This is a genomic window from Streptomyces sp. TP-A0874, from assembly GCF_001748085.1.
Taxonomy (GTDB): Bacteria; Actinomycetota; Actinomycetes; order Streptomycetales; family Streptomycetaceae; genus Streptomyces.
Genome location: NZ_BBZK01000008.1, coordinates 328,992 through 351,893 on the forward strand (window position 1 = coordinate 328,992; position 22,902 = coordinate 351,893).

Genomic DNA, 22,902 nt, shown 5'->3' on the forward strand with positions numbered 1-22,902 from the left:
GTGTCCGACTACACCCTGCGCCGGGCCACGGCCGATGACGCCCAAGCTCTCATGACACTTCGGATCGAGGCAGAGCACTGGTTGGCCGATGCTGGCATCGACCAGTGGCGGTCCCCCGGATTTCGGGATCGCGCACTGGACAAGTGGCGCAAGGACATCTCAGAGGGACGTACATGGGTCGTTGAGGACAGGGCCGCTGCCGTGGTCGCCACGGTGACCCTCACTCCTGCGGACCGGGATTTCTGGCACGCCGCAGACGAGCCGGAGTCCGCTGTGTATGTGGCCAAGCTGATCACGGCGCGCTCAGTCTCCGGTGAAGGTCTCGGCGAACGCATTCTCGACTGGGTTGGCGAAGTCGCCAGTCAGCGCGGTCTCCGGTGGGTGCGCCTTGATTGCTGGCGCTCGAACATCGCCCTCCAGCGGTACTACCTCAAGAACGGCTTTAGTCACGTTCGGACCGAAGCACCCGCCCACCGGCTTTCAGGGTGGATGGCTGAGCGCGACGCGTCCGTGAGGATCCACCCCGATCAGCCTCTTGGAGTGGCGTCCGAGTGAGTGGCGAGTGAAAGTCTCGACAACGTGATCTTGGCCCGGCGTTCCAGCAGGTCAGACCCCATAAGGTGCCCTACCTGGTCATGCCCTCCGGAGCCGTGTGCGCAGGTTCGAATCCTGCCGGGGGCACTTCGCCTCAACCAGCATGATCATGCGGTTGACCAGCGCAGATGCCTAACGCGAAGAGCGGGACCCAGTCTCACTGGGTCCCGCTCTTCGTCGTTGCTGCACACTGATCGCGATAGACCTGCGCTAGAGGGTTCACGACGGCACGGTCGAGCATCATGAGGCCGTGCACTGCGGGATCCCGCGGCATCCGACTGCGAGCTGCCTCAACCGGGCACCTCACCCCTCTACATGAGGAGCAACGTTGCCAAGGACCATCCGCTATGACCGGCGTACGCAAACCCTCCGCTTCGGTGCAACCGAGCGGGATTACCACGATCTCGGCTACGTGTTCCACCGCACAGAGCTTGCGGCAATCAAAGCGGCAGACTATCGGGTCGCGATGATGAACCTTATCGACGCATGGTCCAGCGACGGGCACCCAAGCGACACCGTGAGTATGTACGTCTCCGAGGAGGAATTCGGAGATTTCGACGATGCGAACCCAAGGCCAGGTCCTATTGAGTTTGAGGTTTCCCACGGAAGCCTGACAGTAACGGCAGAGGTCGCCGCGCACGCAGACGAAGACCCTTTTGAACCTCCTGTTGAGATGTTCACAGGCACCTTGCAGCACTACCTGCGCAAACGTAGGGCGACATTGCGCGACGTGAGCACAGGAGAAAGCTTTACCGCGCCCTTCACGTGGAGGCTTCATATCGACTGCAGCATCCGTTCGCGAACACTGGAAGATCTTTACTCTATCGCCAGCGGTGCCGTTATGCTGCTAAGCGCCGCAAAGAGCGGGGAACTTACGCGAGAAACGACGCTTGACCTGTTGAGGGCAGGAAATGCTGAAGTCCTGATCGGCCAACAGGAAGGGCCTTGGCTCGACGTAAAAAGCAGCCACTACGACTTGGCCAGCACTCACGGCAAGATTTCATTGGCTCAGGCCGTGGCCAGATTCGCCAACGCAGAGCATGGGGGAATCGTTGTTGTCGGCATGAGGGGGAAGAAGGTGCCGAGCGGAGAAATAATTCACAGCCTCTGCCCCGTACCTCTGGGCGCGAATACTGTAAGAAAATATCAAGGTACCCTCGAACATCACCTCTATCCGCCACCCGACTTTCTCGAAATCGAGACTTTCATGACACCAAAGGGCGGAATGGTGCTGGTGCATGTACCGCCACAACCCGAAGAACTGAAACCTTTCTTGGTGCATGGCGCCATAGTTGACGGAAAGATCGAAGGGGCATTCATCAGCATCGTTCGCCGCCGAGGAGAGGGTTCTATACCCATCACGGCCGCCGCCATTCACGCCACACTGGCGGCTGGCCGCGCGCTATTCAGGCGCGGCCAGATGCCAGATTAACTCGGCCAGTCTAGTTCCTTCTCAATCTTCTTGTTCATGATCTCCTCTTGGCCATAGATGCACCCCTCGTAGACCCGGTGAATCACCTCGGGAGAGTTGCCCACCCGACGGGCCACCTCGGCAACGGGCACGCCAGCGTTCAGCCATGTGGTGATGCAGGTGTGCCGTAGGTCGTACGGACGCCCACCGAGGATGGAGGCTTGGAGCTCCGGCGCGAGCGCGTACTCACGAGCGTCGCGCCACACCCGCCAATACGTGCTGCTGCCCACCAAACCGCCCCGCTCGTTGGTGAAGAGTCGGCCGTCCTTGGCCGTGCCGAACTCTGCGATGTGGTCGCGCAGTATCCGCACAAGAGGCGGTGGTATCGGAACGGGGCGGTCTTCCTTGGCCCCACGAGACTTCAGGCCGCGCTTTTCGTGCCGCGTTCCACTGTCGGTCCACTTCTTTCCCGAGACAGGGTGCGTGTCGCGAAGCGTCAGCACACCCCATCCGTTATCGGGCAAGTAGCAGTCATCTTTCTTGAGGCCCACCGCCTCGCTCGGCCGGAGAGCAGCGAAGTACATGACCGCGTAGAAGGCGACCAGCCGGCGCCCCTTCTTGCGGCTCCAGGTACCGATGTACGAGACTGCCGCGAGCAACTGGGCAGCCTGGGTCTTGTTGACGAGAACGCGGGGATCCACACGGTCCGACGAGGAATTCTGTCCCTTCTTGATAAATGAGAGCGGGTTCTCTGCCAAGGCCCCGCGCTCGATGGCGTATTCAACGGCCGTGTTGAGCGCGCGTCGTCGCCGACGGGCGGTCTCCCCCGCCGCAGGTGTGCCATCCAACTTGAAGTAGAGCCTGTACTGAACGTCCCGGAGGATTTTTGGATCAGCCAGCGAAGCCACTGGCAGTGATCTTTTCTCGATCCAGGCGTAGGAGTCTCGCAGCTCTTCCGGCGGTTCCAGGTCAGCGTGCTTGGGGACGACTGCCCACCGGAAGGCGAGGCGCAGTTCCTCGGGGGCAGGCATCTGACGGTCCTGCTCCACCATGGCCAGCGTGACCGAGGCAAGGCCGTCGGCGATGCTCTCGCGCGTCTTGGCTGCGGCGGTCGGCCAGCGAAGTGCGACGTATTCGCGGCAGAACTGGAACCAGAACAGTTGCTCCACGACTTGGGCTTCCGCTTCGGCTGCCCTGACCTCGGACTCAGGGTGACCGTCAGCGATACGGAAGGCCTCACCGCGTCGCATGGCCTGCCACAGTTCGGACCTACGGCTCTCTGCAAGGGCAGTCGTGGCGAACGTCGCGCTGCTGACCTTGCCTCCGACCTTCCAACGCAGTTGGTATGGACGGGTTTTGCTCTGTGCCTTGGTCACCTTCCACAGGCGTACGTCGAAGGAGAATCCTTCCGGGGCTGGGATGGTGTTCTTCCCAGCCCCGGGGTTGGTGCCGTTCGTCACACGCTCTCCTCCAGCGACTCAAGCCAGCGGTCCAGCTCAGACCGACGAATGCGCACGGCGCCGTTCGGAAGCTTGATGGATTTGGGCCCCTTCTTACAGGCGCGCCAGCGGTAGAAGGTCGCTCGCGGTACGCCGATCTCTTCTATGACGTCGGGGATGGTCAGCATCTCGTCGCGGGGCTTGGCCACGACTCCTCCTTGGGCGAGAGAACAGGGAAAGAGGCAGCAGCCGGAGGTCCTCCGATGTGTAGGACCAGAGGACGCGGAGGAGGAACGAGTTCGAAGCAGGTTGGGCCCACATCGCTCTGAGTCGTGACTCATCGCGACTCAGAGCGGTGTGGAGGGGGTCTGAGTCGCGATGAGTCACGACTCAGGCTGATGTGGGCCCAACGGCTTGAGGGCGATTCCGTTGTAGGTGGCGACCTGCCGGCCGTACGCGTCTCGGGGCCGGGTGCGGTGGAGTTGAGGCACAACGGAGAGCAGGTTGCGGCCAAACATCTGCTTCGTGCCGACCGCGCGCACGCCGTTGTCCTCGGCCCACTCCCGCCAGACCGCCCACAGCGTGTCCACCGGCACGCTGCACGTCGGCCCGGTGATGCAGCGCTCCCGGATGAACGCCGACGTCGGGGAGGCGGTGTCCTGCATGGTGGTGACCGCCTCCCGGCTGCACGCCGGCTCGGTGATCCGGCCCGTGGTCTCCAGGCGGGCCAGGCCATCAAGGGCCCAATTCAGGATGCCGGGCATCTCGGCAGCGAGCCGGTCGGTGAGGGTGGTGTCTTCCTTGCCCAGCCACGAGACGGTCATGTTGAGCACCACGAAGCGGCGAGCGATCACCCCGGAGGAATCGCCGAAGTACGGCAGCTCATTGGACAGGATCATCAGCCGCGTGGGCAGCTTGCCCGTCCACACCTCGCGGTACTTACGGTCGACGTCGATAGTGTCCTCGCCGGAGATGGTCAGCAGCCGTTCCACGACCTGGCTGTTGTCGTTGCCGGACAGCCGGGCGTCGGAGATGACCGCGAGCGGCTTGCCCACCAGCGTCGACAGCCCGAAGTTCGTGCCGAGTCCGGCGAGCGTGGGACCGGCAAGGTTCTCCTTGCCGACCAGCTCTTTCAGCACGCGGGCGATGGTGCCCTTACCGGAGCGGGACGGGCCGACGATCAGCAGGATCTTCTGCTGGTCCGTGCGGCCGGACAGGACGTAGCCGAACCACTCCTGAAGCGCCTGGATGGCGTCGGGGTCGTTGGGCCAGATCTGCCTCAGGAACCGTTCCCACGTCGGCGCGGTCGCCTCCGGGTCGTAGGCGAAGGGCACGGAGACGAGGTTGAAGAAACCGGGCCCGTGCGGCAGCAGCGCACGATCCCGGATCCGCAGCAACCCGTTCCGGCACGCCACGATCGGACTCCTGTCCTGCTCGCCAGCGCGGTCGCCGTCGATCCAGGCCGGGGCGTCGGTGTCGGTGGGCAGGAGCATGACGGCCCCGAGCGCATCGAACAGGTTGCTGATCTTCTGCTTCGTCGGGGCCCAGTCCCGGACTTCCGGCTGTCCGTCCTTGCCGGGCGTGCTGAAGGTGGCGTGCTCCAGCCGGGTGTACATGGCCGCGCGCATCTGCGCCTCGTCCACCTCGCGCCAGCAGGTACCGGTCCAGCACATCCACGAGCCGCGCCAGCGCCGGCACGTCAGGCGCCCATCCTCGGTCTGCCAGTCCGGCAGCAGCCGGCGTGCGACGGCGAGCGGGTTGGACGGTGCGGGCAGTTCTTCCACGCCGGTCATGCGGCGGTCCTCCCTTCCTGGGAGTGACGGAGCGGGCAGGTGGCCCGATGGGCTTCGTGGTCGGTGATCAGGGCGAGCACCCGGCGTTTGCCGACGGCGCTGCGGTCCCTGCCGCACGCGCACCGCGAGGTGGCCGTGGGCACCGCGCCGCGCGGCGGCGAGACGATGCGGAGCCACGCCACGGGGTGGCGGCCGTCGCCACGGCGCGGGTCAGAGCGAAGAGCAGTTCGGACGCCCTTACGGGCGGCGCCTGTCGGCTCGCCCACGGCCGTCCGTGCGGTGGCCGGTTGGGCGGCGTACGGGCCGGTGGCGGCGGGGGGTTGGCCTTCCAGGCGGGGGTGGTTGGGGGCGCTCATGCCGCCTCCCGGGGCCGGGCGGTGCGCAGGGAGCTGTCCAGGGCGCTGCGGATCGTGGCGCGGCACTCGGCGGCGGTGAGTCCCCGGGCCTCTCCAGCCGCTTGGAAGGCCTCCTCTGCCACGTGCCGGGGGAGGTCGCCCCACGCGACGAACCGCCCCACCTTGAAGGCGCACCGGTTGAGGGTGACGTTGCGCAGCCCGTCCGGGGCGGCGGCCACGGCGGCGCATTCGGCTTCCAGCGCGGCCAGCGCCGCGCGGCTGCCGTCCACCGCGGGCAGCTTCAGCGGGCCCACGGGGCGCGCGGGGGCGGGTTGCAGGATGGTTTGCAGCCACGCGGGCAGTGCGGCCGTCTCCGCGTCGCACAGTGCTTCGTAGGGTCCGGCGGGGGTGGTGCTGCCGGCGGCGACGACGTAGCCGCCCCACGCGCGGGTGTCGACCGAATCGGCCACGGTGCCCGCCGTGTTGGCCAGCCGCACCCCTTCCGGGGCGGTGAAGTACAGGTGGGTTCCGCCGCTCGCGGTCCGGGTCCGGTAGGTGGTGGGGACGGCGTGCCCGGCGCGCTCGCAGAGCGCCCCGAAAGACGTCGCGCCGCAAGGCGCGTCCGAACTGTTCTTGTCCTTGGGCACGTCCAGGTCGACCACGACCAGCCGTGAGGGGCCGGTGGCGATGCCGACGTTGAACGGTGCCCGTGACCAGGCGGCGCGGATGCGGTCCGGATCGGTCGTGGCGCGCTGCTCCCATTTGCGGTGCCCGCCCGCGCACGGGCCGGTACGGGTGCAGGTCTTCTCGCCGTGCAGCGCGGGCCGCTTGGTGCCGGGTCGCAGCGGGAAGACGTGCCAGCCGCGCGCCGCGGCGTCCAGCGCGGCGCGCATCAGGTCCTCGTTCACGCGGCGGCCCTCCTGTCCGGCCGTGCGGCGGTCGGGGCGCCCAGGAGCCACCTGTAGGCGTGGTGGGCCTGTTGGGGCACCACACCGTTGCCCAGGATCTTGAGCTGTTCCTTGCGGGGGACGCCGGGCACGGAGGTGACCCACCCGGCGGGCAGGCCCATCATCCATTCCACGAACGCCGGCGACAGGCGCCGGTTGCTGCGGGTGCCCGGTTCGGTCGGGCACGGCGCCGCCCGTCCGGTGACGTGCTCCCACCGGCGGATGGCGGGCCCGTAGTCGGTGCCGTCGGACGCGACCCACCGCCCGTCGAGCCGGACCGGCCCACCGGGCAGCGGGCCGGTGTCGGCGAGCAGGTTCACCACGAACTCGTTCAACGGGCGTGCGTTGCGGCCGAGCAGGTTGGAGGCGCCCGACTTCCAGTCCCGCGCGGCGGGGGTGGGCAGCAGACTCACGCGTCCGGTGGCGCCGGCAGCCTGGTGACGGCGGTGCGCAGGTTCATCCCGCCCCTGCGCTTCGGCGACGTTCCGGGGCCGCCAGTGCCGTCCGAGGTGGTCGGGGTCGGCATCAGCGGGATGGGCAACTGCGAACCAACGGTCGCGCGGGTGCGGGGCGCCGACCTCGGGGTCACCAGCTCGTAGACATGTCCAGCGCGCGTCATACCCGAGCGCGGCCAGGTCCGCGGCGACGACGTCCAGCCCCCGCGAGCGGAGCGCCGCCACGTTTTCCAGGAAGACGTAGCGCGGTCGAACGACGCCCACAGCCTCAGCGACGTTTTTCCAGACCCGCGACCACTGCCCATGGATTCCGTCCCTTCGTCCAGCGTTGGAGATGTTGCGGCAGGGGAAACCGGCCCCGATCACGTCCGGCCGGTACACGTCGCGGATCTGGTCCCAGTCCACGGCGGTGATGTCCCCGAGGTTGGACACTCCGGGGTGGTGGGCGGCGAACACGGCGGCGGCGTGCGGGTCGTTCTCCGCGTAGGCGGCGACCTGGCCGCCGATACCGGCCCGGATCGCCGTTTCCAGTCCGCCGTAGCCGGCGCACAGCGCCAGGATGCGCGGCGGCGAGTCGACCACTCGCCGGATGGGGATGGGTTGCGTCATGCTGGGAGACCTCCAACAGGTCTGTTGCGGACTGGTTGGGCAAGGGCGGCCCCGCGACTTTGGCGAGACGAGGGGGCCGCCCTTGGCGTAGCTAGTGGTTCTTGGCCCAGTGGGCGTACTCCTGGCGGACGTAGCCGCGCGGGTCGGCGGCGGTGGCCGGGTGCTCCGGCCAGTACGGGGCGCCGTGGTAGTCGCCCGCGCCGTCCCGGTCGCAGTCGATGAGCCGGCGGGCGGCTTCCGTGGCCACCTCCGCCGCGTCACCGCGGGGGCCGTCCTCCTCGTCCCGGAGCGCGATGCGGTCCAGCAGCGCGGCCTTGCGGAGCCAGAACTCCCGCCCCAGGTGCTCGCCGAACGGCTTGTCGACGGCCGTCCGGGCGGTCCATCCGATCTCGCGGATGAGGCTCGGGGCGAGCGCGTACGCCTCTTCCGGCGTGGGCCACGGTCCGGGCTCGGGGCGGTGGTCGGCGGTGACGTACAGCCGGGTGCGCTCGCCGTCGCGGGTGGGGTACCGGCGGACGGCGCCAGCGGCGAACGCGCCGCTGAGTGCGGCGATGATCCGGTCGGTGTCGGCCGGGTCGCAGATGATGCGGATCTCGAACACGTTGCTCCTCTCGGGGTGGTCAGCCGTGGAAGTGGCTGCGCTTGATGACGGCCTTGCGGATGTGGACGGTGCTGCCGCGTCCGCCGGTCATGGCGCGGGCGGGGGTGCGCCAGGCGAGCACGGCGAGCGCGATCCAGACCAGGGCGCCGGAGCCGAGTCCGGCGAGCGCGTTGACGGCCTCGCCGATGCCGTAGCCGACGCCGGCCGCGAGGGCGCCGCCGCCGATGCCGGCGCCCATCAGGCGCTGGGCGGTGGGGTCCAGCAGGGGCAGCGGGGTGAGGTCGCGCGGCTCGGGGCGGGCCATCGGGGGCGGGGCGAGGTGCTTGGGCATGGGCACCATGCGCCCGTAGGCGTCGGGCACCCACACCACTGGCCCGCGCTCCGCGGCCAGTTCGACCGCGGCCGGAGCGGGCGCGTACGGCTCGGTGGGCACGTAGGGCGCGGACAGGGTCGGTTCGTTCACGGCGGTGCTCCTCACGGGTTGGGCAGGGCGGTGACGACGGCGCTCATGAGGGAGTTGACGGTGTCGGCGGCGCCGGTGGAGGCGAGGTAGAAGCCGAACATCACGGCGACGAACGCGGAGCCGGCCCCGAGCGCTCGGGTGCGCAGCAGCAGGGCGAGCAGGGCGCCGAAGAGCAGGGCGAGCGAGATGGTCACGGCCACGGGCGCGTGCCTCCTTCGAGTCAGTCGGCGGTGCCGGCGCGGTAGATGCGCGCCCAGCGGTTGTAGAGCCAGCGGCCGACGCGGATGCGCTTGCCGGTGGCGCGGCAGCGGCGGCAGTCCTTGCCGCGCTTCATGCGTCCCTTGCGGTCGGTCTTCAGGGCGTGGCCCATGCCGCGGCACGTGCGGCAGTCACCGAACGGCGAGACGGCGCACAGCCTGCCGTAACCGAGCGTGACGGCGAGCAGGCAGGCGATAGCAGCGAGGATGGGGGTCATCAGGGGCCCTCCCAGGCGGTTTTCGGGGGTTTCCGCAGGTGGCGTGCTATGCGCTAGATCGCTGGTCGGGGCGGGTTTGGGGTGCTAGCGGGGGTGCTACCGGTAGCAGGTGTGGGTGCTACCGGTAGCACCGTGCCGAGGCTATGCGGCGCCCGGCTTTTGGTTACGCTCCGCAATCGCCTTGAGGAGGTCGGCGCGGACGATGCCCCGCCGGGTGGTGCGGGTGCCGTCGTCGGTCGTCCCGGCCACGTCGCGGGTCCTGACCCCGTGCGGCTTGAGCACGGAGGTGACGTTTTCGCCCTTCCAGCCGGCGTAGACCTCGGGGCGCAGTTCGGCGAGGCGGGCGGCGATCCGCTCGTTCCACACCCGCTCTTCCTTTTCCGGCACCACGGCGGCGATGTCGGCGAGCAGGTCACAGGCCGGGCCGGTGACCGTCTCGGGTGCCTCCCCGAGCGCGTAGCCGGACAGCAGTCCAGCCTCCTCACGAACGGTGCGGGCGCGGGCGGCGACGGCTTCGGCACCCGGGGCGTCCACGAAGGCGGCCGAGACGAGCCGGGCGTCGGAGCCCTCGCCCACGAAGTAGTGCAGGCCCTTGTCGCCCCAGGCGAACATGGTGGCGCGCACCCCGCGCTTGTAGGCGGAGGTGCCCAGCACCATGTCGTTCTCGGTCTGGCCCATGACCTTCAGGCACCAGCGGGCCCCGGCGTTGGCGCTGATGCCGGTGGGCAGCGACTTGGCGTCGGGGCGCTGGGTGGCCAGCAGCACCACGATCCCGGTGGCGGGGCCGCGCTTGACCAGGTCGGTGGCGATCTCCTCGAACTCCTTGCCGTGCTCGGCGTGCTCGAAGAGGACCTGGCACTCGTCCACCCCGATCACGATCGGGTGCAGCCCGAGCGAGCGCTTGTCGGCGAGAGTGCTGGTCACCTTGGACTCGGGGCAGATGTCCCGGGGCAGGGACCGGATCACCTTGGTGCGGCGGCGCAGTTCCTCGCGCAGGGCGCGGAAGTCGGCGAGCGCGTACTGGATCGTCTCGTCCTCCTCGCCGACGCCGTGCCGGTGGGAGACGGCCTCGCCGACCGGGTCCAGGTCGCCGGTGCCTTTCATGTCGTAGGTGTGCAGCTCCGCGCGCGGGTCCAGGGCGGCGATGAGCAGCAGCAGCCGCAGCAGGAACGTCTTGCCCATGCGGGGGATCGCACCGATCACCCCGGCGATGAACATCAGGGTGACCGCCACCCAGCGTCCGCGCTGGTCGGTGCCGTAGGCGACCGGCTTGAACAGGTCCACGGTGCCGGACTTCAGCAGCGGCCACGCGGGCTTGGGCGCGGATGCGAGGTCCTGGTCACCGACCCACAGCACCAGACGGCCGGTGTGCTCGTTGGAGACTGCCTCCGGCCACACGCAGCCCAGCGGGCGGCGCAAACCGGAGGCGAGGCGTTCCCGGCGCTCGATGACGTCGGTCACGGTCACGCCGTAGGGGAGGTTTCCCTCCGCGCGCCAGCCGGGGCCGTCACGGGTGATCGGGGCGGTGAACTCGAACCCGTCCCGCCCCTTGGCCTGCGCCTGGTTGATCGCCGGAACGCCGAGTGCTCCGAGGGCCCGCAGCACGATGTCGCTGGTGAGCTTGGTTGCCTTGGGCAGCTCCACCGCACGGTGGATGACGGGGTCATCGGCCTTGCGGCCGGCGTACCCGAGGGCGAGCACGACCGCGCTCACCGAGACGGTCTGAAGCCATCCGGGGGCGAGTACGTAGATGGCGAGCGCGGAACCGAGTCCGATGAACATCGCGAGCACCATCACGAGGGTGCGCAGTCGGACGCGGCCGTCGCGCTGCCGGGACAGTTTCAGGTACTCGGCTGCGTCCTCGCGGCGGACCGCGGCGAGCCGGACCGGCTCGCCCTCGCGGTCGGCCACCCACCGCATCGTGCTCCCGACGAACCGGGCGGCACCGGTCGGCGCCTGCAGGGCGAGCCGGGCGGCGTAGACCGGGGCGCGCAGCGCGTGATAGCCGATCGTGTGGGCGTAGTGGCGGGCCACCCACACCAACGCGGTGCGCAGCTCAGCGGTCGACCGCAGCCAGACCGGGACGACCGCGCGGCGCCGGGCGCCGGCGAGCCGACCCAGGTAGCCGGGACCGGCCGCGGCCGGGGTGGGCCGGTCGACCATCACGCGGGCGGTCGGGTCGGCCGACGCGTCGGCGGCGGGTCGGGTCATCGGGTCGCCCGACCCGGTCCGGGCCGACCGCGCCTTGTCGAGGTCGACCACGTCCGCTCCCGGGTCGGGGCGGGAGTCGGCGGCCATCTCGGCTTCCAGTCGGTCGAAGAGTTCGTTGTCGTCGTCGGGGTGCTTCACTGAAGGTCCCTTCCAATGGGAGGAGAGGCGGGGTCCGGCCGACGCTGTGGTAGGTGGGCGGCCGGACCCCGCGGCGTAGATGTGCTGTTCAGGCGGCGCGCTATTCCTCGGGGTAGGCGCACGGGGTGCACATGCCGAGCGAGGTGGGGATGGCGTATCCGGCATCCCGGCGGCACTCGGGGCAGGTGCGGCGCGCGGTGTTGGCTTTGGCGAGCGCGGCCCGCTTCGCGAGCGTCATCGCCCGGACGGGCTTGGCCCGGTCGATGCGGTAGAGGTAGGCGGTGAGCGGTCCGCGCCGCCGGCGTGGCCGCAGGAGTTGTGCGGCGATGTCCTGCCCGCCGGGGCGCAGCCCACGGGCGCGCAGTTGCCGACGGGTCGCCAACCCGTCGGGCGCGTACGTCCACGGGTAGGTGGGGATGCCGAACCGCTCGCCGGTCGGGTCGAAGCAGTCGGCGAGCGTCAGCCGCGTCACGCCGGCACCGCACCGACGGGGGCGCCGGGGCGGCCGGCGCGGCGGCCGGCGAGCGTGGCGAACAGCCGGCCAAGTCCCGCGCGGCGGGTCCCGGTGCAGGCCTGTTTGGCCGCGTACATCGCCTCATCCGCGCGCCGCAGCAGGGCGGAGAGGTCCTCGCCGGGGAAGTCCGCGGCACGCACCCACCCGAGCGAAACCGTGGTACGCACCGCCGGGTCCTGTCCGTCGACCGGCCGGGCGAGCACCCGGTGCAGGACGGCGAGACGATCGGCGGCGGTGCCGTCCTCGTCCAGCAGGACGGCGGCGAACTCATCCCCTCCGAGCCGTCCGGCCACCCCGGGTCGGCCCACGTGGTGGGCGAGCCGGTCCGCGGTCGCCTTCAACAGGGCGTCACCGGCGGCGTGCCCGAACGTGTCGTTGACCTGCTTGAAGCGGTCGACATCGGCCAGCACGACGACCGCGCGCGGGTCCCGCAGCAGGGCCGCCGCGCGGCGGGTGAAGCCGTCACGGGTGCGCAGCCCGGTGAGCGGGTCGCGCCGGGCGGTGCTCAGGCACCGGTGCAGCCAATGCACGTGCACCGCCCAACCTGCGGCGAGGGGAAGCGTGGACAGCACAACCGTGACCAGGGCGCTCATGCCGCCACCTCCTCCGCACGGCGGTCCGCCACCGGCGCGGCAGTGTCGACGACCGTCGACGAGGTGCCGGCGTCGGCGCGGTCGGCCTTGAGGGTGTCGCGCAGCCGGCGCGCGTTGGCCTGCGAGACGCGCAGCGTGGTGCGCAGCCGGTCGGCGGTCAGCTCCGCATCCGACCAGTCGGCGGTGAGCGTGCGAGCCTCGCTCAGCGCGTCCTCGAACGTGCGCTGCGGCTTGCCCCTGGCCCTGCCGGGGGTGCGGCGCCGCGGGCGCGGCTTCGCCCCGTCGACCGGCGGAGCCGGCGGGAGCTCCGCCGCAGCCGGCGCGGCGGGCGTGGGCGTGGCCGCGGCTGGGTCGGTGGCGGGGGTGAGTTCGCCCATGCGCAGCATCACGCGCTCGCGCCGCGGGGTCTTCCACCGCCACAGCGGACCGAAGCGCTCCCGCAGCTCCGCACGCGCCAACAGCCGCTCCCGCTCGCACGCCAGCGCCAGGCTGTAGGAGGTGACCTCCCACAGCGTCATGCGCCGCCACAGGGCGAACGTCGACACCGGGGCGAGCAGCCACCGGGAGCGGCGGATCTTCTCCATCCGCCGGCCGGTGACGGCGCCGATCCGGACGGCGTAGACGTGCGCGCCGATCTCGGAGAAGACCACCCACAGCAGCGGCATGGTGCCGTGCGCGACCTTGGCCCACATGCCGTGTCCGGCAGCGATGTTGAGCCCGCAGGTGACCAGCGTCAGCGCCCACGGCACGAACCGCACCCACGCCAACGCCATGTCCAGCCGGATCAACAGCAGGTTGGCCACGGTGAACACCGGAATGGCCACGTCGATCCCGACCGGCAGCATCCACGGCTCGCCGAACCCCCACCGCGCCGCCGCAGCCGACACCGCGTCGAACGACGACACCAGACCCAGGGCCCCTACGCCGGCCGCGGCCAGCGCCCCGAGCCCGGCGAGCCCCATTTCCGGACGGGTCAGCGGCGGCACCGCCGGCCGCTCGATGCTCGCCGCGCTCATGCCGCACCCTCCGGCAGCATCGCGCCAGCCGCCCGGTTGGCCAGCGCCCGCCGGACAGCCAGCACCCGGCGGCGGGCCCGGCGCAGCCGCCGCGCGTCCAGCTCCGACAGGGTCCGGTCCAGCGTGGTGATGTGCGCGTCCAGCAACTCGACCTCCGCCCGGATCACGGGCATCTCGCGGTCGATCGCGTCCAGTTCCGCGGCCGTCGGCTCGCGGTCGATCTCGTCGGCGGTAACAACCGCCCGAACTGCACCGATGTGCTCCATGGGTCGTGTACTCCCTCGCAGGTGGCAACGGCCCAAACCGCGCCCCCGGTGTTCCCGCACCGGGGGCGCTCGCCGTTGGGGACGGAACATCCGACTCCCCGCACTCCCGCCCGTACGTCCCCCGAGTGCTGTGCGGGACGGACGGGCGGGAGAGGCAGCCGGCCGCAGCGTCGGCGCTGCGAGACCAGGGACGGACCGGGGTACCGCACGGCGCCGCCGGCCGGTCCATCGCGGCGGCGCCCAGGTTCTTCGTTGACTGCGCACGGAACCTCCCTGCGTGGAAGCGAACGTGAACAGGTCTCCTTCGGGAACACGGGCTCCCGTTTCAGGCGTATGGAGACGTGACCTTTCGGTCTAAGCCCTCCGGTTGACCAGGGGTCCGGGTCCCTCGGCCCGCTCTGTCCCGGGCCCCTTGTCATGCGTTCGTTCGGTTCGCTGAAGCGATCCGAACGAGAGGAACATGTATTACGTGTTCCTCATCTTGCAGAGAGGAGTTCGCCCCGTCAAGCCCTTCGGCTGTTGGATTGCTGCGAGCCCCTCGCGCTCGATGTACCTACAGACTGGCGTCGGCAGCGCCGACGATCGACTTCGCGGATGTACGACTTGGGTCGCGCTTGGCTACCGTGAAGGCGTACCAAGTCGTCCTGGCATGGCGGAGGTTGGACGTGGCGAACGAGCGACTGCGCAGCGCGATAGTGGACTTGGGCCTGACACTCGACGAGGTCGCCGAACGGCTTGGGGTCGCGTCCAAGACGGTCGAACGCTGGATCAACGAACCCGAGCGCAAGCCGTATCGCCGCTTCCAGTACGCGACAGCCTCGCTGTTGAAGTGCGAAGTGTCGTACCTGTGGCCGGACGAACGCACGTCAGCTGAAGTGACAGCCTCCGGCAACGCGGAGTTGGTCAGGCTCTATCCCCACCGGTCCGTAGTGATGCAGACCCTTTGGACTAATCTCTACTCCAAGGCAACCCGGCAGTTTGACCTACTGGTGTACTCCGGGTTCTGGCTCACCGAAGACGCGACGTTCCACCGCATCGTGAAAGAGAAGTCGGCTGACGGGGTGCCCATCCGCTTCATCTTGGGCGAGCCCACATCGTCGGCGGTCGCCGTGCGTGGCGACGACGAAGGGATCGGCGCGGCGATGGCGGGCAAGATCCGGAACGCCCTCATCAACTACGGCCCGCTCTTCGGTCTTCCCGGCGTGGAGTTCCGCTTGCACTGTACGACGCTCTACAACTCGATCTATCGAGCCGATGACGAGATGCTGGCGAACGGCCACCTTTACGGTGTCGGCGCCTACATGGCTCCGGTGCTCCACCTGCGACGCGTGCCCGGCGGTGAACTCTTCGACGCCTACGCTGAGAGCGTTGAGAGGGTCTGGGAATCGGCCCGCCCGATCTCTTCACCTGCCGAATGGGAAGGCACGCACTGATGAGCCGGATCGACTACTTCCGCGACCCGAACGCCCCTGAGGCCAACTCGGTCGTCCCCTCGGTGACAGCGATTGTCCAGGACGACGCAGGGCGGTTGTTGCTCATCCACAAGACCGACAACGACCTGTGGGCACTGCCCGGTGGCGGCCACGACATCGGCGAACGCATCGCTGACACCGTCGTCCGTGAGGTCTCGGAAGAGACCGGCATCGACGTTGAGGTAGACGGCATCGTCGGTCTCTACACCGACCCTGAACATGTGCTGGCGTACGACGACGGAGAGGTCCGGCAACAGTTCTCAATCTGCTTCCGGGCCCACCCCGTCGGCGGCTCCCTGCGCACGAGTAGCGAGTCGAAAGAGGTCCGCTGGGTTGACCCAACGAACCTTGACGGACTGGACATTCATCCGTCGATGATGCTGCGCATCCGGCACGGCCTCGACGAATCCCGGCGAGAGCCCTACATCGGCTGACTGTCGGCAGAGACCTGCGCCAACCGGCCGTCAACGCGCTTCGCCGCTGCGTGGATCTCGGGTGCTGCGCGCTGGATGAACCGCCCGACGATCGTGTCCGGGCCGTACCGCTGCACGATCTCGTCTAGCCGCTCGGCCGTCGTGGTCTGCGTCCCGTCGGGCGTCGTCGTCATGTCGCAGTACAGCAAGGCGTCGACCAGGTCCGGGCGCTCTAGCTCGAACTTCCCCTCCAGCTCGTGCCGCAGTCCGCGTTCCTCGGCTTCCAGCAGAGCGCAGGAGTGGTGAGCCACGAGACGAACGACCCGCTCGTCTGCCCGTTCCTGGTCACGGAGGAACCGCGCGCCGTCCAACGGGTGGAAGCCGGTGGTGGCGATGGCCGGCGAGTAGCCGATGTCGTGCAGAACCGCGGCAGCCTCCAACAGTTCCGCGTCGTCTCCCAGGATCGGGCTCAAGGAGCGAGCGCGCTTGGCGACCCCGAGGGAGTGCGCCCACCGGCGCGGGAGCGGATCGGAAAGCAGCGATTCGGAGAGCGAGTACGCCCACTCAGTCAGTCCCATGGCGGCCAAGACTACGGCCGGACGGTGGGCGTCGGGAGAGCGCGCACGGTTCGCCCCTTGCCATGGACCGTGGCGAGCAGGCCGTTTCCCTCCATCTGGGCAAGCACACGACGCACGGCGGTGCGGGAAGACCCGAACCGCTCACACAGCTTCGCCTCGGAGGGATAGGTGTCGCCCACTGTGAGGGAGTCCTCTGCGATCAGGTCCGTCATCCGCTGTGCCAAAGAGCGTCGGTCGCCACCCCGGACGACACGCCAGCCAATGCCAGGTGCCGGCTCGACTACACCGTCGGCCTCCAACACCTTAAGAGCGCGGCGAATGGTATTGCGCGAGACGCCATGTACACGCATGAGGGCAGCCTCTGACGGCAAGGCGCTGTCCTCCTCATGCAACTCGATCTGTTGGCGCAGCGCCTCAGAGACTTGCAGGTACGTGCCGCGCGGACTCGCTTGTGGCACAGCCTCCCCTTCCCCGCGATCAGGTTTTGACTCGGGCAGTCACCAACAAGCTTCTCACGTGCAGGGAACTTGACGGCAGCAACCTCGGGGCTTAGGGCCTCGGGTATTCCACCGTAAACCAACGACTTTCGTACGTAGTGGGGTCATTCCCATAGTGCAATTTCTTGAACTGGCCAAGTGCAGCCTGCCATTGGCTCAGAAGTAGGACTACGTCACTGTTCTGCGGCAAGGTATCTTCGTCCAGCTTTTCGAGGAAATCCCGACTCGGATCGTCTCCAAGTACTTCAAGGAGTTCATCCAAGAGCCTGTTGATGTTCCTGATTTTCAAGGCATTCACAATGCCATCCTGCTTCTTCCTTGACAACTCGCTCATCTCCCTGTGAGCGGCTGTCAACATGGGAACCAGGCGGTCATACGTTTCAGCCTGAGCTTCGGTTGGCTGCGTCATCATTGCTCCTACTTGGGCAGAGTTCTTGTGAACTCCACATGCTTTTTTCGAATGGCTTCTATCGGCCGACGCCCAGACTCCATCAGCTGAAGCATCAACTCAAGGTCGCCGTCATCAAGACACAGCACAGCCGCCCGCTTGGATGAGTGCAGGTCCACGATATTCTGGGCCACGTTGCGCGGCGGGGGATTACGCGCCAGGAGAATGCCGAACCTCCCGATCTCCTCGTCATCCAAATAGCGGTACAGCTGATTCACATGCTCGGTCTCCAAGGACTTCACGTTCTTCAACTCGACCACGACTTGGCGGGCTCCGTACTGATCGCGCAAATCACCCAGGAAAGCAGTCTTTCTGTCATTATGGAAGATCACGTCGCGAATGTGCGCACCACTGATCGTCCGCACTTGGTCGGCAGCGAGATCGAGCTCGGGATAGAGCAGGGAGGAGAGCAGGTCGAATGCCAGATCCTCGAACTGCTTGTCAGCACCTCCCGCCCTACCCGTCGGCAACTTGCGCAGGTCAGCCAGCTTCCGCTTAAGCGTCGTGAAGCGCAGCGGCGTGAAGAGTGGATCAGGAGTGCAGAGCGAGGCATTAGCCTCACGTGAGGCTACGTACCCTTTGACTGTGTCGTAGTGGGCACGGTTGTACGCCAGCACGGATTCCTTGGGTACCGCTTTTCTGGATCTCCCCGGAGGAAGCACCAAAGGTGCATACGTACTTCGATAGTAGTCCGCGTAATTAATCCACGGCAAGCGACGCAGCAGGTCGAGCGGACACAGGATTATGGGAGATCCGTCAACAGGATTGTACGGAAGTTGGCGGGTAAATGGCACCCAATCGAGCCGGCCCTCATCCCAGCCAACCATTCTGAAGTTTTGAGTCGGAATGCCAAGCTGCTTCGATTGCTGTCCGCTATATTCCGCAAGCCATTTCTTGAGCACCGAAGCAGTGATGTCACTGATGCGGTCTTCAGCGACCTTGGGGACGAGGAGTGCCAGCAGCTCAATATGGTTGATGTCTCCCGAATGAAGCTGCGGAGTGTCTCGAAAAGTAGCAGTAATGGCAGTCCTCAAGGCTGGCCCCAGGGCAGATCCCCTCTTAGTTCCAGCCGCGTATCCGAGCCCCAACTCTACCGGCTCAGCGACCTCGGAGAGAAGTAGCTGTGCCCGAGTCTCGTCACCTCCGACAGCTTCCGACCGCACCTTTTCGACAAAGCTCAGGAGGATTTTGTGCAGCGCGGCATACTCGGCACTGTCTGACTTCCAAAGAAGGAAAGGGTCAATCGAGAGCGGCAGATCCTCCTTGAGATGCGGGATGACAAAGCTCACCTCGTCTTGGCGGATCGTCAAGTCAAATACATCACTTAGCCGCGGATTAATGGTGCCGGTGCCGTTTCCTATGCCTGCGTCCGCACCGTCGTCGGTCGCTCCAGGCTCATCTTCGTGATCATTCGCTGCCACTGCCCCACCCATCCCTGACGAGTGACGGCATGTTACCTGGAACCACTGACACCACGCGTACGTACCAGCGGCTTGTCCGGTAGGACAACCGGCCCGCGTGCGCCAGCCTCCCTACCTCGTCACAGCACGGCCGGCCACGCGGGTCTAGTGACCCCGCCTTGCACCCGGCGTGCGGGTGATGCTCACCCCGCGCACGGTGTGCGATAGAGATCAGCATCACTCGACAGGCGGCGCAGAGAAATCGCAGGTCAAACCCTGTTTTCCGGCACGCGTCGACATGCTCTCCGGAGCCGTGTGCGCAGGTTCGAATCCTGCCGGGGGCACCCAGCATGAGGTGCCTAAAGACCCCGCCACAGCGACAGCGCTGAGGCCGGGGTCTTCGCGTATGTGCGGGCGTATGCAGCGCTGAGCGGCCCTGGGACGGGGTCTGCGGATTCGGACGGCGTCTTTCGTGACCTTTCCTGACTCAGACGAGCGATTGCAGACCCCCTGGCTGTCTATGGCCGTGCATTCTCCTGCCGGAAGGGCAGGGACCCACGGGACCTCGGGTTGCACGGAGGGCCGTCGCCACCCAGGTAAAGCTTCGGGCTGTCCCTTTGATCCTGGTGGATCAGCGCCAGCTCAGATGCTGGGGGCACCCCACGCCCGCTCAGGGCAGTGAAGGGGCATCGCAAGGCGGAGAGATTTCCGCATACTGGATGTATCGGAATGTTCCAACAATGCGGCGAGACGCGGTGGCTGCCGTCGTGCATCCGCCGGGGAGTACGGGAGCCCCCAGGCAGGTGATCACTTCGCACCCATGAGTTCGAGCACCTTGTTGATGGCCTCCACAATCGGTACGCCGAGCGCACCGATGGTCGCGGCGATACCTGCGACGGCGAGCAGCGCGCGGTGCCGTTCCTGCGGTTGGACGTCCGCCTCGGGTCTGAGCGCCGGCAGTGAGTCATCGAGAGCTTCGGCGCTGATCCGCGGCACCTGACCGCGCATTTCCTGGAGTAGGGCGAGGAGCTCACGGAGAGCCTCCTGGACGGCCTCGGGCAGTTGATGGGCCGGCGTGACTCGCTTGTCGATACCGATGTTGCCCGAGCCGCCGTGCATGGTGACGTGGTCGCCGCTGCCGAAGTAGTAGTGCTGGTCTCCGCTGCTCATCAGCTCGCCATCCCCACGTTTCCGGTGCCGCCGTACATGTTGACGTTGTCGCCGAAGTAGTAGTGCGCGGGGTTGATGACGAGGCTTTCCACCCGCACCTCGAACTCCACCTGCGGATTCTCGATCGCATCCGCGAGTTGATGTGCGAGTCTCCGCAGTTGGTCCGGGTGAGAGCTGGTCACCACGGCGGTGGAGGATCCCGAGGTCTCGATGGCCAGAACGAAATACGCGGGCGATCCAAGTACTTTCAGCATCTCCACCAGGAAGTGGATCAGCACCGCACCGGCGACGATCAGAACGAGGACAGTGAGCCCGGGTGAATCGCCTTCGCCACCGTCTCTGGAACGGCCGGAGGCGTCGATCGCGGCGGCGATCAGAGCGAGGACCGTCACCACCACGCCAGTGAGCAGCAGCCGCTTCGCGAAGAGCAGGACGGCTTCCTTGCGCCGCGGGTGGATGGTGAGCGTGTAGACCCGGGTGATGTTCTGGAACGGGTAGTAGGCATCACCGATCCAGAGCAGCCGATTGCTGACCCGCAGGCCGACCCCGATGATCGGCTGCGTCGAGGCCGCCGATCCCGCACCGGGGTACGGACCAGCGGTGGGCGGCGGACCGGCCGGTGGTCGTGGCGGGGCGGTGGGCGGTGATGGGTAGCCGCTTCCAGGCACTTCGCCGGAAGAGGTGTTCCCCGTTTCTCCCGCCGAACCTGCTGACGTCACGCGAGCCCCCTTCGGCCACCTTAGATGCCCATTCAGCTCGCTGCCGCGCGCTGACGCAACCGATTCGGCAAGGGGGAAGACCATTCTGGCGGAAAACTGACGCTTCATTAGGGGTAATTGGCGAGCCGATGCACGCCCACTCCAGATGTTCAGCGGCGGATGGCGCGGACGACCGTATCGAGAGCGAAGGTTCCGTCGACGGGACGACGGGCCACCTCGGCGACCAGAATCTCGGCCAGTGGCTGCCAGACCCCGCTCACTTGGTCCACGCTTGACAGCACCTCGGGGTCCTGTGGCCCCCCGGTGCCGTGCTCCAGGTTGCTGATGTCGTGGCCGACCAGGAGGAGTGTGCCGCCGGGACGGGCGGCTCGGGCGGCGCTCTCCAGCACCTGCTCCATCTGCTCCCGCGGAAGGTGGAGGTAGGACAGGAGCACCAGGTCGTAGGCGCCCTGCTCCGGTGTGTGCCGCGTGACGTCGACGACTTCGGCGTTCACCGAACCCGCCCGCGGGGCGGGCTCCTCCGTGATCCGCCGCACCGCCACCGGTGAGAAGTCCAGCGCGTCCACCCGCCAGCCGCGCCCGGCCAGCCAAAGGGCGTTGCGGCCCTCCCCCGCCGCCAGGTCCAGGGCTCGGCCAGGCTCCAGCGCGGCAGCTTCCCGGACCACCCACACGTTCGGCTCGGCCGACCACACCCGCTCCGCGGTGCGGTAGCGCTCGTCCCAACGGTCCGCGTCCATCTCGTCTCCTCGCTGCGCAGGTCCGGCGCCCCGGCAGGGCCCCGCACCAGCCGGGTGCTTCAGGAATCGATCTCGGGATTCATCCTCCCATCGGATGCCGGGTCGGGGCCCGCGACGTAAACGGATGCGCAGAACGAAAAAAAGTGCCTCTATGGCTTTCGTCAAGCTGCTGCGGTGACCGGGGGTTCATAGAAGGTGCCGTCTCTGAGCATGGCGAAGAGCACGTCGATGCGTCGTCGGGCGAGGGCGATCAGGGCTGCGACGTGGTGCTTCCCTTCACGGCGTTTCCTGTCGTAGTAGGTGCGGGACTCCGGTTGTGAGAGTGAGGCGAACGCGGCGAGGTAGAAGGCACGTTTGAGCTGTTTGTTGCCTCGTCGGGCGGGGTGTTCACCGCGGATGGAGGAGCCGGAGGCACGGGTGACCGGGGCCAGGCCGGCGTAGGCGGCCAGGTGTCCGGCCGTGGCAAAGGCGCTGCCGTCGCCGACGTCGATGAGGATGCGGGCGGCGGTCCTGACCCCGATGCCGGGCATGGAGGTCAGGACCGCGGAAAGAGGGTGAGCCTCCAGAAGTTCCTCGATCCTCGAGGCGAGGAGTGTGCGCTGGTCCAGCACGGAGCCGAGCGTGGAGACGAGACTGGGGATGATCAGGGCGGCAGCGTCGGTGCCCGGGACGATCACGCTCTGTTCGTCGAGTGCGGTGAAGATGTCCTCGACCAGGCGCTCGGCCATCCGCGGCGCCTTCGGCCGCAGCAGTGTGACCAGCCTGCGTCGTCCTGCTTTCCTGAGTTGGGCCGGGGAGCCGAAGCGTTCGAGCAGGGTGAGCACGGCGGGGTGGCCCAGGCGAGGGCCAACGACCTTTTCCAGCGGTGGATGGATCTGTGTCAGCAGGCCCCGCAGGCGGTTCTTGGTCCGCGTCGCCTCGGTGGCCAGGTCGTCGTCGAACCCGGTGAGCATCTCCAGCTCGGCCACGGTCTCGTCGGCCGGTTCAACGGCACGCAGTGTGTGCGGCATCGCTCGGGCGGCGTCCGCGATGACGTGTGCGTCGCGGGCATCGGTCTTGGCCTCACCCGGGTAGAGGTCGGCGATGCGCCGCATCGTCAGGCCCGGGAGGTAGGCGACGCGGCAGCCCGCGTCACGGGCCACGGCCAGCGGCAGCGCACCTATGGAAGCAGGCTGGTCGACCACCACCAGAACAATGCCGTGTTTGGCCTGGAGCTTGGTGAACACCTCACGAAGCTTCGGTTCGGTGTTGGGCAGCCGCTTGTCGAAGACCTTTTTGCCCGCTGGAGCCAGTGCCGTGGCGTGGTGTTCGCCCTTGCCGACGTCCAGACCCAGATAGATGTCGATCTCGCCGTCAGCGGTCACGTGCTTGCTCCTGTGCTCGTGCTCTTCCCGGCCCTCACCTACGGCATCAGCGTGCCGGCATCCACGTTACGAAGAGACTTCCTCCCCCGTCCGGGATCGGTGCTCAGGCCTCTAATCAGCGGTCTGCCAATGCCTTCGATCCCGGTGACACCACTTTTTCGATCATCATCGACGAGGGGGCGAAGTCATGCCGGGGCCGAAGGCCGGGAGCCTCCTTGCGAGGCCACGAAGAAGGTAACGGGGG

27 protein-coding genes are annotated in these 22,902 nt (G+C 67.7%); 4 read left to right on the forward strand and 23 right to left on the reverse strand.

Annotation, left to right across the window (positions count from 1 at the left end):
- Together BGP73_RS15890 and BGP73_RS22915 are read left to right on the forward strand one after the other, a co-directional pair.
- Positions 1-555 carry a GNAT family N-acetyltransferase gene (locus BGP73_RS15890; protein ID WP_244501214.1) on the forward strand — a complete coding sequence of 185 codons (555 nt, stop codon included), beginning with the start codon at positions 1-3 and terminating at the stop codon, positions 553-555.
- 367 nt (positions 556-922) lie between these two features.
- A complete protein-coding gene (locus BGP73_RS22915; RefSeq protein ID WP_139134573.1) occupies positions 923-2,026 on the forward strand; it encodes an ATP-binding protein in 1,104 nt (367 codons plus the stop codon).
- On the opposite strand, the gene BGP73_RS15895 is transcribed toward BGP73_RS22915, so the two are convergent.
- The 15 genes from BGP73_RS15895 to BGP73_RS15960 all read right to left on the reverse strand — a co-directional run bounded on the left by BGP73_RS15895 (position 2,023) and on the right by BGP73_RS15960 (position 13,860).
- Positions 2,023-3,465, reverse strand: a complete 1,443-nt coding sequence (locus BGP73_RS15895) for a tyrosine-type recombinase/integrase (RefSeq protein ID WP_107474052.1) — start codon at positions 3,463-3,465, stop codon at positions 2,023-2,025. The genes BGP73_RS22915 and BGP73_RS15895 overlap by 4 nt on opposite strands.
- Positions 3,462-3,653 (reverse strand): helix-turn-helix transcriptional regulator, encoded by a 192-nt coding sequence (locus BGP73_RS15900; protein ID WP_079127561.1) that lies wholly within the window; start codon positions 3,651-3,653, stop codon positions 3,462-3,464. Before BGP73_RS15900 ends, BGP73_RS15895 begins: the two co-directional genes overlap by 4 nt.
- A gap of 174 nt (positions 3,654-3,827) precedes the next feature.
- The gene (locus BGP73_RS15905; protein ID WP_244501215.1) at positions 3,828-5,237 is read right to left on the reverse strand and encodes a DNA primase family protein; all 1,410 of its coding nucleotides are present in this window, start codon (positions 5,235-5,237) and stop codon (positions 3,828-3,830) included.
- Entirely contained in the window at positions 5,234-5,593 is a 360-nt protein-coding gene (locus BGP73_RS23615; RefSeq protein WP_244501216.1) for a hypothetical protein, read from the reverse strand. Before BGP73_RS23615 ends, BGP73_RS15905 begins: the two co-directional genes overlap by 4 nt.
- Positions 5,590-6,480 carry a bifunctional DNA primase/polymerase gene (locus tag BGP73_RS15910; RefSeq protein ID WP_069815324.1) on the reverse strand — a complete coding sequence of 297 codons (891 nt, stop codon included), beginning with the start codon at positions 6,478-6,480 and terminating at the stop codon, positions 5,590-5,592. The genes BGP73_RS23615 and BGP73_RS15910 overlap by 4 nt, the downstream gene beginning before the upstream one ends.
- Positions 6,477-7,583 carry a DNA cytosine methyltransferase gene (locus BGP73_RS15915; protein ID WP_069815326.1) on the reverse strand — a complete coding sequence of 369 codons (1,107 nt, stop codon included), beginning with the start codon at positions 7,581-7,583 and terminating at the stop codon, positions 6,477-6,479. The genes BGP73_RS15910 and BGP73_RS15915 overlap by 4 nt, the downstream gene beginning before the upstream one ends.
- A 91-nt stretch (positions 7,584-7,674) precedes the next feature.
- Complete coding sequence (locus tag BGP73_RS15920) at positions 7,675-8,184, reverse strand: hypothetical protein (protein ID WP_069815328.1); 510 nt, start codon at positions 8,182-8,184, stop codon at positions 7,675-7,677.
- A gap of 19 nt (positions 8,185-8,203) precedes the next feature.
- On the reverse strand, positions 8,204-8,647 hold the full coding sequence (locus BGP73_RS15925) for a hypothetical protein (RefSeq protein WP_069815330.1): 444 nt from the start codon (positions 8,645-8,647) through the stop codon (positions 8,204-8,206).
- A gap of 11 nt (positions 8,648-8,658) precedes the next feature.
- Entirely contained in the window at positions 8,659-8,847 is a 189-nt protein-coding gene (locus tag BGP73_RS15930) for a hypothetical protein (RefSeq protein WP_069815332.1), read from the reverse strand.
- Between the two features lie 20 nt (positions 8,848-8,867).
- Complete coding sequence (locus tag BGP73_RS15935) at positions 8,868-9,122, reverse strand: hypothetical protein (RefSeq protein WP_069815334.1); 255 nt, start codon at positions 9,120-9,122, stop codon at positions 8,868-8,870.
- Positions 9,123-9,263: 141 nt separating this feature from the next.
- Positions 9,264-11,471, reverse strand: a complete 2,208-nt coding sequence (locus BGP73_RS15940) for a cell division protein FtsK (RefSeq protein ID WP_170837847.1) — start codon at positions 11,469-11,471, stop codon at positions 9,264-9,266.
- Between the two features lie 100 nt (positions 11,472-11,571).
- Positions 11,572-11,943 carry an RRQRL motif-containing zinc-binding protein gene (locus BGP73_RS15945; RefSeq protein ID WP_069815335.1) on the reverse strand — a complete coding sequence of 124 codons (372 nt, stop codon included), beginning with the start codon at positions 11,941-11,943 and terminating at the stop codon, positions 11,572-11,574.
- Positions 11,940-12,578, reverse strand: a complete 639-nt coding sequence (locus BGP73_RS15950; RefSeq protein ID WP_069815337.1) for a GGDEF domain-containing protein — start codon at positions 12,576-12,578, stop codon at positions 11,940-11,942. The genes BGP73_RS15945 and BGP73_RS15950 overlap by 4 nt, the downstream gene beginning before the upstream one ends.
- Complete coding sequence (locus tag BGP73_RS15955; RefSeq protein WP_079127563.1) at positions 12,575-13,594, reverse strand: DUF2637 domain-containing protein; 1,020 nt, start codon at positions 13,592-13,594, stop codon at positions 12,575-12,577. Before BGP73_RS15955 ends, BGP73_RS15950 begins: the two co-directional genes overlap by 4 nt.
- Entirely contained in the window at positions 13,591-13,860 is a 270-nt protein-coding gene (locus BGP73_RS15960; RefSeq protein WP_069815339.1) for a DUF6284 family protein, read from the reverse strand. Before BGP73_RS15960 ends, BGP73_RS15955 begins: the two co-directional genes overlap by 4 nt.
- Positions 13,861-14,525: 665 nt before the next feature.
- Here BGP73_RS15960 and BGP73_RS15965 point away from each other — a divergent pair.
- Together BGP73_RS15965 and BGP73_RS15970 are read left to right on the forward strand one after the other, a co-directional pair.
- Positions 14,526-15,293, forward strand: coding sequence for a helix-turn-helix domain-containing protein (locus BGP73_RS15965; RefSeq protein ID WP_069815341.1), 768 nt, complete (start codon positions 14,526-14,528; stop codon positions 15,291-15,293).
- Complete coding sequence (locus BGP73_RS15970; RefSeq protein ID WP_069815343.1) at positions 15,293-15,766, forward strand: NUDIX domain-containing protein; 474 nt, start codon at positions 15,293-15,295, stop codon at positions 15,764-15,766. The genes BGP73_RS15965 and BGP73_RS15970 overlap by 1 nt, the downstream gene beginning before the upstream one ends.
- On the opposite strand, the gene BGP73_RS15975 is transcribed toward BGP73_RS15970, so the two are convergent.
- The 8 genes from BGP73_RS15975 to BGP73_RS16010 all read right to left on the reverse strand — a co-directional run bounded on the left by BGP73_RS15975 (position 15,754) and on the right by BGP73_RS16010 (position 22,658).
- Positions 15,754-16,323, reverse strand: a complete 570-nt coding sequence (locus BGP73_RS15975; RefSeq protein ID WP_170837848.1) for an HD domain-containing protein — start codon at positions 16,321-16,323, stop codon at positions 15,754-15,756. The two genes, BGP73_RS15970 and BGP73_RS15975, sit on opposite strands and share 13 nt — an antisense overlap.
- Before the next feature lie 11 nt (positions 16,324-16,334).
- Positions 16,335-16,781: a GntR family transcriptional regulator gene (locus BGP73_RS15980; RefSeq protein WP_069815348.1), complete on the reverse strand. Its 447-nt coding sequence runs from the start codon at positions 16,779-16,781 to the stop codon at positions 16,335-16,337.
- 91 nt (positions 16,782-16,872) lie between these two features.
- Positions 16,873-17,229, reverse strand: a complete 357-nt coding sequence (locus BGP73_RS15985; protein WP_139134574.1) for a hypothetical protein — start codon at positions 17,227-17,229, stop codon at positions 16,873-16,875.
- An 8-nt stretch (positions 17,230-17,237) separates the two neighbouring features.
- A complete protein-coding gene (locus tag BGP73_RS23330; protein ID WP_212732818.1) occupies positions 17,238-18,689 on the reverse strand; it encodes a hypothetical protein in 1,452 nt (483 codons plus the stop codon).
- A 786-nt stretch (positions 18,690-19,475) separates the two neighbouring features.
- Positions 19,476-19,838 carry a hypothetical protein gene (locus tag BGP73_RS15995; protein WP_069815353.1) on the reverse strand — a complete coding sequence of 121 codons (363 nt, stop codon included), beginning with the start codon at positions 19,836-19,838 and terminating at the stop codon, positions 19,476-19,478.
- Positions 19,838-20,665, reverse strand: a complete 828-nt coding sequence (locus tag BGP73_RS16000; protein WP_244501217.1) for a DUF6232 family protein — start codon at positions 20,663-20,665, stop codon at positions 19,838-19,840. Before BGP73_RS16000 ends, BGP73_RS15995 begins: the two co-directional genes overlap by 1 nt.
- Positions 20,666-20,706: 41 nt before the next feature.
- Positions 20,707-21,294, reverse strand: coding sequence for a class I SAM-dependent methyltransferase (locus BGP73_RS16005; RefSeq protein WP_069815355.1), 588 nt, complete (start codon positions 21,292-21,294; stop codon positions 20,707-20,709).
- A gap of 161 nt (positions 21,295-21,455) precedes the next feature.
- Positions 21,456-22,658, reverse strand: coding sequence for an IS110 family transposase (locus BGP73_RS16010; RefSeq protein WP_069815357.1), 1,203 nt, complete (start codon positions 22,656-22,658; stop codon positions 21,456-21,458).
- Between the last annotated feature and the right edge of the window lie 244 nt (positions 22,659-22,902).

Coding starts and splice junctions, on each gene's coding strand:
- BGP73_RS16005 (WP_069815355.1), bottom strand. CDS start 21,294: ATGGACGCGGACCGTTGGGACGAGCGCTACCGCACCGCGGAGCGGGTG.
- BGP73_RS15970 (WP_069815343.1), top strand. CDS start 15,293: ATGAGCCGGATCGACTACTTCCGCGACCCGAACGCCCCTGAGGCCAAC.
- BGP73_RS15935 (WP_069815334.1), bottom strand. CDS start 9,122: ATGACCCCCATCCTCGCTGCTATCGCCTGCCTGCTCGCCGTCACGCTC.
- BGP73_RS15960 (WP_069815339.1), bottom strand. CDS start 13,860: ATGGAGCACATCGGTGCAGTTCGGGCGGTTGTTACCGCCGACGAGATC.
- BGP73_RS15950 (WP_069815337.1), bottom strand. CDS start 12,578: ATGAGCGCCCTGGTCACGGTTGTGCTGTCCACGCTTCCCCTCGCCGCA.
- BGP73_RS23615 (WP_244501216.1), bottom strand. CDS start 5,593: ATGAGCGCCCCCAACCACCCCCGCCTGGAAGGCCAACCCCCCGCCGCC.
- BGP73_RS15985 (WP_139134574.1), bottom strand. CDS start 17,229: ATGACGCAGCCAACCGAAGCTCAGGCTGAAACGTATGACCGCCTGGTT.
- BGP73_RS15975 (WP_170837848.1), bottom strand. CDS start 16,323: ATGGGACTGACTGAGTGGGCGTACTCGCTCTCCGAATCGCTGCTTTCC.
- BGP73_RS15995 (WP_069815353.1), bottom strand. CDS start 19,838: ATGAGCAGCGGAGACCAGCACTACTACTTCGGCAGCGGCGACCACGTC.
- BGP73_RS15915 (WP_069815326.1), bottom strand. CDS start 7,583: ATGACGCAACCCATCCCCATCCGGCGAGTGGTCGACTCGCCGCCGCGC.
- BGP73_RS15955 (WP_079127563.1), bottom strand. CDS start 13,594: ATGAGCGCGGCGAGCATCGAGCGGCCGGCGGTGCCGCCGCTGACCCGT.
- BGP73_RS15905 (WP_244501215.1), bottom strand. CDS start 5,237: ATGACCGGCGTGGAAGAACTGCCCGCACCGTCCAACCCGCTCGCCGTC.
- BGP73_RS16000 (WP_244501217.1), bottom strand. CDS start 20,665: ATGAAGCGTCAGTTTTCCGCCAGAATGGTCTTCCCCCTTGCCGAATCG.